Genomic DNA, 5,311 nt, shown 5'->3' with positions numbered 1-5,311 from the left:
GACCGCGGCCTTGAGCGGACCCTTGGCCTTGCCGACCTGCTGCGCCCAGCCTGCGCGCTCGGCGATCAACTCCTGGATCTGGCGATCGATGCCGTCGATGCGCGTGCGCGCCTGGGCGAGGTCGAGCGGCGGAGTCTTCGCTGCGGCGGCTTTGGTCTTCGGTGTCTTCTTTGCGGCCATGAGTATACTTTTACAGAATTTCGGACTTGGTGCGCAGTAGGTTAATCGGAGGTTCCCTAGCCGTAGCGCTTGGCGAAATCACGCATGAAATCGACCAGCGCGTGTACCGCCTGCAGCGTCACCGCATTGTAGAGCGAGGCGCGCATGCCGCCGACGGCCTTGTGCCCCTTGAGCGCGAGCAGGCCCGCGGCTTCGGATTCCTTGAGGACCAGCGCGTTCAGCTCCTCGTCGAACAGCGTGAACGGCACGTTCATCCGCGAACGCGCGGATTTTTCCACCGGGTTCCTGTAGAAACCCGAGTTGTCGATATAGCCATAAAGCAGGTCGGCCTTGGCACGGTTGCGCTCGCCCATCGCCGCCACGCCGCCCTGCTCCAGCAGCCATTCGAACACGAGTCCCGCCAGATACCAGCCGAACGTGTTCGGCGTGTTGAGCATCGAATCGTTGGCCGCGTGCTCGGCGTAGTTGAAGATCTTCGGCATGTCCTTCGGACAACGCACGAGCAGGTCCTCGCGCACGATCATGACGACAAGGCCGGAGGCGCCGATGTTCTTCTGCGCGCCGGCGTAGATCAGGCCGAACTTGCGAACGTCGAGCGGGCGCGAAAGGATGTCCGAGGACATGTCGGCGACCAGCGGCACGTCGCCGACCTCGGGCACGTGCTGGAACTCGACGCCGTGGATCGTCTCGTTTGGCGTGTAATGGACATAGGCGGCGTCCGCATGCAGCTTCCAGGTGTCGCGCGCAGGAATCGCCGTGTGCCGGTTCGAGTCGCTGTTCGCCGCGACACGCACGTCGGCCAGCGTCTTCGCCTCGCGCACGGCTTTCTCGCCCCAATGGCCGGTGACGACGTAGTCGACGATCTGGTCGCGGCGGGCGAAATTCATCGGAATCTGGGCGAAATGCTGGGTCGCCCCGCCCTGCAGGAACAGCACCTTGTAGTTGTCGGGAATATCGAGCAGGTAACGCAGGTCGCGTTCGGACTCGGCCGCGAGCTCGGCGAACAATTTGCCGCGATGGCTGATCTCCATCACCGAAGCGCGCGCCTGCCCCCAGTCGAGCAGTTCGGCCTGCGCCTGGCGCAACACGGCTTCCGGCACCGCGGCCGGGCCGGCGGCGAAATTGTATCCACGACTCATGGGTGCTCCTGGCTGGAACTTCCCATTATGCCGCAGTGCGGCAGATTGGCAATCCGATCAGGGCAGGAACGGCGCGATGGTCCCGCGCCAAAGGTCGTAGCCGGCGCGATTCATGTGCAGACGATCCTCGACGAACAGCTCGGCGCGCGGCTGGCCGCTCGCATCGAGCATCTTGCTCGCGACGTCGATGTAGAGCAGATGCGGATGCGCAACCGCATAAGCACGGATCTTCGCATTCGCCTCCGTCATTACCGGCAGCAGTGCGACCCGCGACGGGCTTGGCTTGATCGAGATGTAGGCGATCGGCGTTTTCGGCAGGTCCTTGCGCACGCGTGCGACGAAGGCGACATAGTCGTCGAAGACCTGCTGCGCCGTGTGGCCGTCGGCGATGTCATTGTCGCCCGCATAGAACACGATCATGCTCGGCTTGTACGGCGCGACGATGCGGCCGGCATAGTACGTCGAATCGACGATGCGCGACCCGCCAAAGCCGCGGTTGAGCACGCGCTTGTTGGGGAAGTCGTTGGCGACATCCTTCCAATGCTCGATCGACGAGGAGCCAATGAACAGGATCGCACCGGGCTTCGGCGGATTCGCCTCGTCCGCCGCTTCGAATTTCTGGATGTCCTTTTCCCAGATCGCGGAACCGGTCTGCAATTGCGCGGCAGCGAACGGGCTCGTCAGTGCCAGACAGAGAACGACAAGGATTGTGGCGAATCGCGCGGCGGCCAACTTCATTGGAATCACACCTTCAATTCAAAATCGTCCGCATCCATCCACGCCGGGAAGCGTTCGCGATGCGCAGCGAGCGCGGCCGGATCAAGCGTCACGGTCACGACCTGCTCCTGCGCGCCGAGTTCGACCAGCGGTGCGCCGACGAAATCGAGTGCTGCGCTGTCGCCCGAGTAAGGCAAATTGTTGCCGTCGACGCCGACGCGATTGACGCCGACGACATAGCTCAAGTTCTCGATCGCGCGCGCGCGCAGCAGCGTACGCCATGGTTCACGCCGCGGCGATGGCCAGTTGGCGACGAAGATCGCGAGGTCGTAGTCGAAGCGCTGTGCAACCTTGTTGTAGCGATTGCGCAGCCAGACCGGAAAACGCAGGTCGTAGCAAACCTGCGGCAAAACGCGCCAGCCGTTCAACTCGACGATCAAGCGCACGTCGCCGCCCGCGTAGCGCTCGTGTTCCTTGGCCATGCGGAACAGGTGGCGCTTGTCGTAGAGCTCGAACGTGCCGTCGGGCCGCATCCAGACGAGGCGGTTGACGCAGCGCTCGCCCTCGCGGATGACCATGCTGCCGGTGATGACGCTGCCGACTTCCTGCGCGATCGATTTCAGCCAGGCGAAACTTTCGCCTTGCATCGTTTCGGCCTGGTGCAGGGTCTCGTTAGTGAAGCCGCTCGTGAAGGTCTCCGGCAGCACGATCAGATCGCTCTGCCCTTTCAGCGAGCGTGCGAAAGCGCCGTAATACGCCCGGTTTGCCGCCGCATCGTGCCAGCGCGTCGCGCCCTGGACTAGCGAGACTCTCAGAGTTTGCATAGCCGCTCCGCCGCAGCCACGAGCGTCTCGTCACTCTTCGCGAAGCAGAAGCGCACGAGGCGCGTGTCGGGCGGCGTCTCGTAAAACGCGGACACCGGAATCGCCGCCACGCTCGCGTTGTGGATCAGCCACTCGCAGAAATTCAGATCATCCATGTCGCTGATCGCCGAATAGTCGACGACCTGGAAATACGCACCGCGCACCGGCAACGGCTTGAACTTCGATCCGGCGATCAAGTCGCGGAAGCGGTCGCGCTTGGCCTGATAGAACGCGGGCAAGTCGAGGTAGTGCTGCGGATCAGTTTCGAGGATCTCGGCGAACGCCCACTGCGCAGGATTGAACGTGCAGAACGTCAGGTACTGGTGCACTTTGCGAAACTCGGCGCTAAGCGCCTGCGGCGCGATGCAGTAGCCGACCTTCCAGCCGGTGCAGTGGTAAGTCTTGCCGAACGACGACACGACGAAGCTGCGCGCGGCGAGTTCGGGGTGGCGCAGCACGCTCTGGTGCAGCGCGCCGTCGAACACGATGTGCTCATAGACTTCGTCGGACAGCACGAAGATGTTGGTGTCGCGCACGATCGCGGCGAGCGCATCGAGATCGGCGGCCGACAGCACGGCGCCGGTCGGATTGTGCGGCGAGTTGATCAGAATCAGACGCGTCTTCGGCGTGATCGCATCCTTGACCCGCTGCCAGTCGACCGAGAAATCTGGCAGGCTCAGCGGCACGTGCACGGCGCGTCCGCCGGACAATTCGATCGCCGGCTCATAGCTGTCGTAGCAAGGATCGAGCACGATGACTTCGTCGCCCGGATGCACGACCGCGGCGATCGCGGCGAACAGCGCTTCGGTCGCGCCGCTGGTCACCGTCACCTCGGTGTCGACGTTGACCTTGGCGCCGTAGAGCTTCTCGGTCTTCAGCGCGATCTGCTGGCGCAGCGCGGGAATTCCCGTCATCGGCGCATATTGGTTCTTGTGCTCGTTCATCGCACGCGTGAGCGCATCGCGCAACGACTGCGGGCCGTCGAAGTCCGGAAACCCTTGTCCGAGATTCACCGCCTGATGCTGCACGGCGAGCTGCGACATCACTGTGAAAATGGTCGTGCCGACTTTGGGCAGTTTGCTTTCGATTTGCATGTTTTTCGGCTTGGAGTGGAACTGCACTTCCCCTTCAAGGGGAAGGCCGGGATGGGGATGGTGTCAGCACGAGATTGCGCTGAGGTTAACACCATCTCCACCCAAGCCCTCCCCTTGAAGGGGAGGGCTTCAGTGTATTCACTTGATGAGTTTGATCTCGCGCAGCCGCTGTTGCAGATATTCATGCGAGGTGATCGACGTGTCGTAGCGGCGCGGATTGTCGGCCGTGATCGTCTGCGGCAGCGGATCGAGCACGACGTCGGGATTCGGATGCAGGAAGAACGGCACCGAGTAGCGCGGCTGGCGCGCCTTCTCGCCCGGCGGGTTGACCACGCGGTGCGTCGTCGACGGATACACGTGGTTGGTCAGGCGCTGCAGCATGTCGCCGATATTGACCACGATCGTGTCGCCCTGGGTCGTGATCGGCAGCCACTCGCCGTTGCGCTGCAGGAGCTGCAGGCCTTCCGCGCTCGCGCCGACGAGCAGCGTGATGAAATTGATGTCTTCGTGCGCACCGGCGCGGACATTGGGAATCGCATCCGAAGTGATCGGCGGATAGTGGATCGGCCGCAGGATGGAGTTTCCGAAATTGGTCTTGTCGTCGAAATAGTTTTCCGGCAGATCGATATGCAGCGCGAGCGCGCGCAGTACGCGCGAACCGAGAGCGTCGAGCGCTTCGTAGAGGCCATAGCCGTACTGCTTGAAGCCCGGCACCTCGCTCGGCCACAGGTTCGGCGCCATGTAGTCGGCGTACTTCGAACCGGCAGGCAGCTCGCGGCCGACATGCCAGAATTCCTTGAGGTCGAAGTATTTCGAATCCTTCGCCGTCTCGATGCCGAACGGCGTGTAGCCGCGCGCACCTCCCGTGCCGGGCAGGTGGTACTTCATCTTCGTCTCGGTCGGCAGCGCGAAGAAGCGCTGGAACACGTCGTAGGAATTGTCGATCAGTTCCTGCGCAATGCCGTGGCCGGAGATGCCGCAGAAACCGTACTCACGATAGGCCGCGCCGAGTTCGGCGACGAAGGCCTTGCGGTCGGTGTCGTAGCGGCGGATGTCGAGGGTGGGAACGTGATTGGCCATACGCCTGTCTGGGTCAGATGTTGTTGAAAAGTGCGGCCAGGGATGGCCGCTTTTGATTTTCGCAATCAAGGATGATTGCTCAAGATGCTGCCAATTCTACGGCCTTGGCCAAATTCTCCGCCAATCGCCGCACCTCGTCGGCGTCCTCGCCTTCCACGGTCACGCGCACAAGCGGCTCGGTACCGGATGGGCGCAACACTACGCGACCGCGTCCGTGCAAGGTTGTTTCCACCTCACC

6 protein-coding genes and 1 pseudogene are annotated in these 5,311 nt (G+C 62.7%); all 7 read right to left on the bottom strand.

Annotated elements, in window-relative coordinates; genetic code table 11:
• Nucleotides 1–180 (bottom strand): chorismate mutase (locus VF497_RS13420; protein ID WP_414706905.1); only part of this gene is annotated, 180 nt, incomplete at its 3' end.
• A gap of 56 nt (nucleotides 181–236) precedes the next feature.
• Entirely contained in the window at nucleotides 237–1,319 is a 1,083-nt protein-coding gene (gene serC, locus VF497_RS13415; RefSeq protein ID WP_330889522.1) for a 3-phosphoserine/phosphohydroxythreonine transaminase, read from the bottom strand.
• A gap of 57 nt (nucleotides 1,320–1,376) precedes the next feature.
• Nucleotides 1,377–2,057 carry an SGNH/GDSL hydrolase family protein gene (locus VF497_RS13410; protein ID WP_330889519.1) on the bottom strand — a complete coding sequence of 227 codons (681 nt, stop codon included), beginning with the start codon at nucleotides 2,055–2,057 and terminating at the stop codon, nucleotides 1,377–1,379.
• Between the two features lie 5 nt (nucleotides 2,058–2,062).
• Entirely contained in the window at nucleotides 2,063–2,860 is a 798-nt protein-coding gene (locus VF497_RS13405) for an amidohydrolase (protein ID WP_330889517.1), read from the bottom strand.
• A complete protein-coding gene (locus VF497_RS13400) occupies nucleotides 2,848–3,993 on the bottom strand; it encodes a pyridoxal phosphate-dependent aminotransferase (RefSeq protein WP_330889515.1) in 1,146 nt (381 codons plus the stop codon). Before VF497_RS13400 ends, VF497_RS13405 begins: the two co-directional genes overlap by 13 nt.
• 138 nt (nucleotides 3,994–4,131) lie before the next feature.
• A complete protein-coding gene (locus VF497_RS13395) occupies nucleotides 4,132–5,073 on the bottom strand; it encodes an isopenicillin N synthase family dioxygenase (protein ID WP_330889513.1) in 942 nt (313 codons plus the stop codon).
• 79 nt (nucleotides 5,074–5,152) lie between these two features.
• A pseudogene (glmM, locus tag VF497_RS13390) lies at nucleotides 5,153–5,311 on the bottom strand (phosphoglucosamine mutase); the annotation flags it as partial.

Source organism: Rudaea sp. (assembly GCF_036383415.1).
Taxonomy (GTDB): domain Bacteria; phylum Pseudomonadota; class Gammaproteobacteria; order Xanthomonadales; family Rhodanobacteraceae; genus Rudaea.
Note: the sequence above shows the minus strand (reverse complement) of the source record. Positions and strands in the feature narration are given on the sequence as shown.

Coding starts and splice junctions, on each gene's coding strand:
- serC (WP_330889522.1), bottom strand. CDS start 1,319: ATGAGTCGTGGATACAATTTCGCCGCCGGCCCGGCCGCGGTGCCGGAA.
- VF497_RS13410 (WP_330889519.1), bottom strand. CDS start 2,057: ATGAAGTTGGCCGCCGCGCGATTCGCCACAATCCTTGTCGTTCTCTGT.
- VF497_RS13405 (WP_330889517.1), bottom strand. CDS start 2,860: ATGCAAACTCTGAGAGTCTCGCTAGTCCAGGGCGCGACGCGCTGGCAC.
- VF497_RS13400 (WP_330889515.1), bottom strand. CDS start 3,993: ATGCAAATCGAAAGCAAACTGCCCAAAGTCGGCACGACCATTTTCACA.
- VF497_RS13395 (WP_330889513.1), bottom strand. CDS start 5,073: ATGGCCAATCACGTTCCCACCCTCGACATCCGCCGCTACGACACCGAC.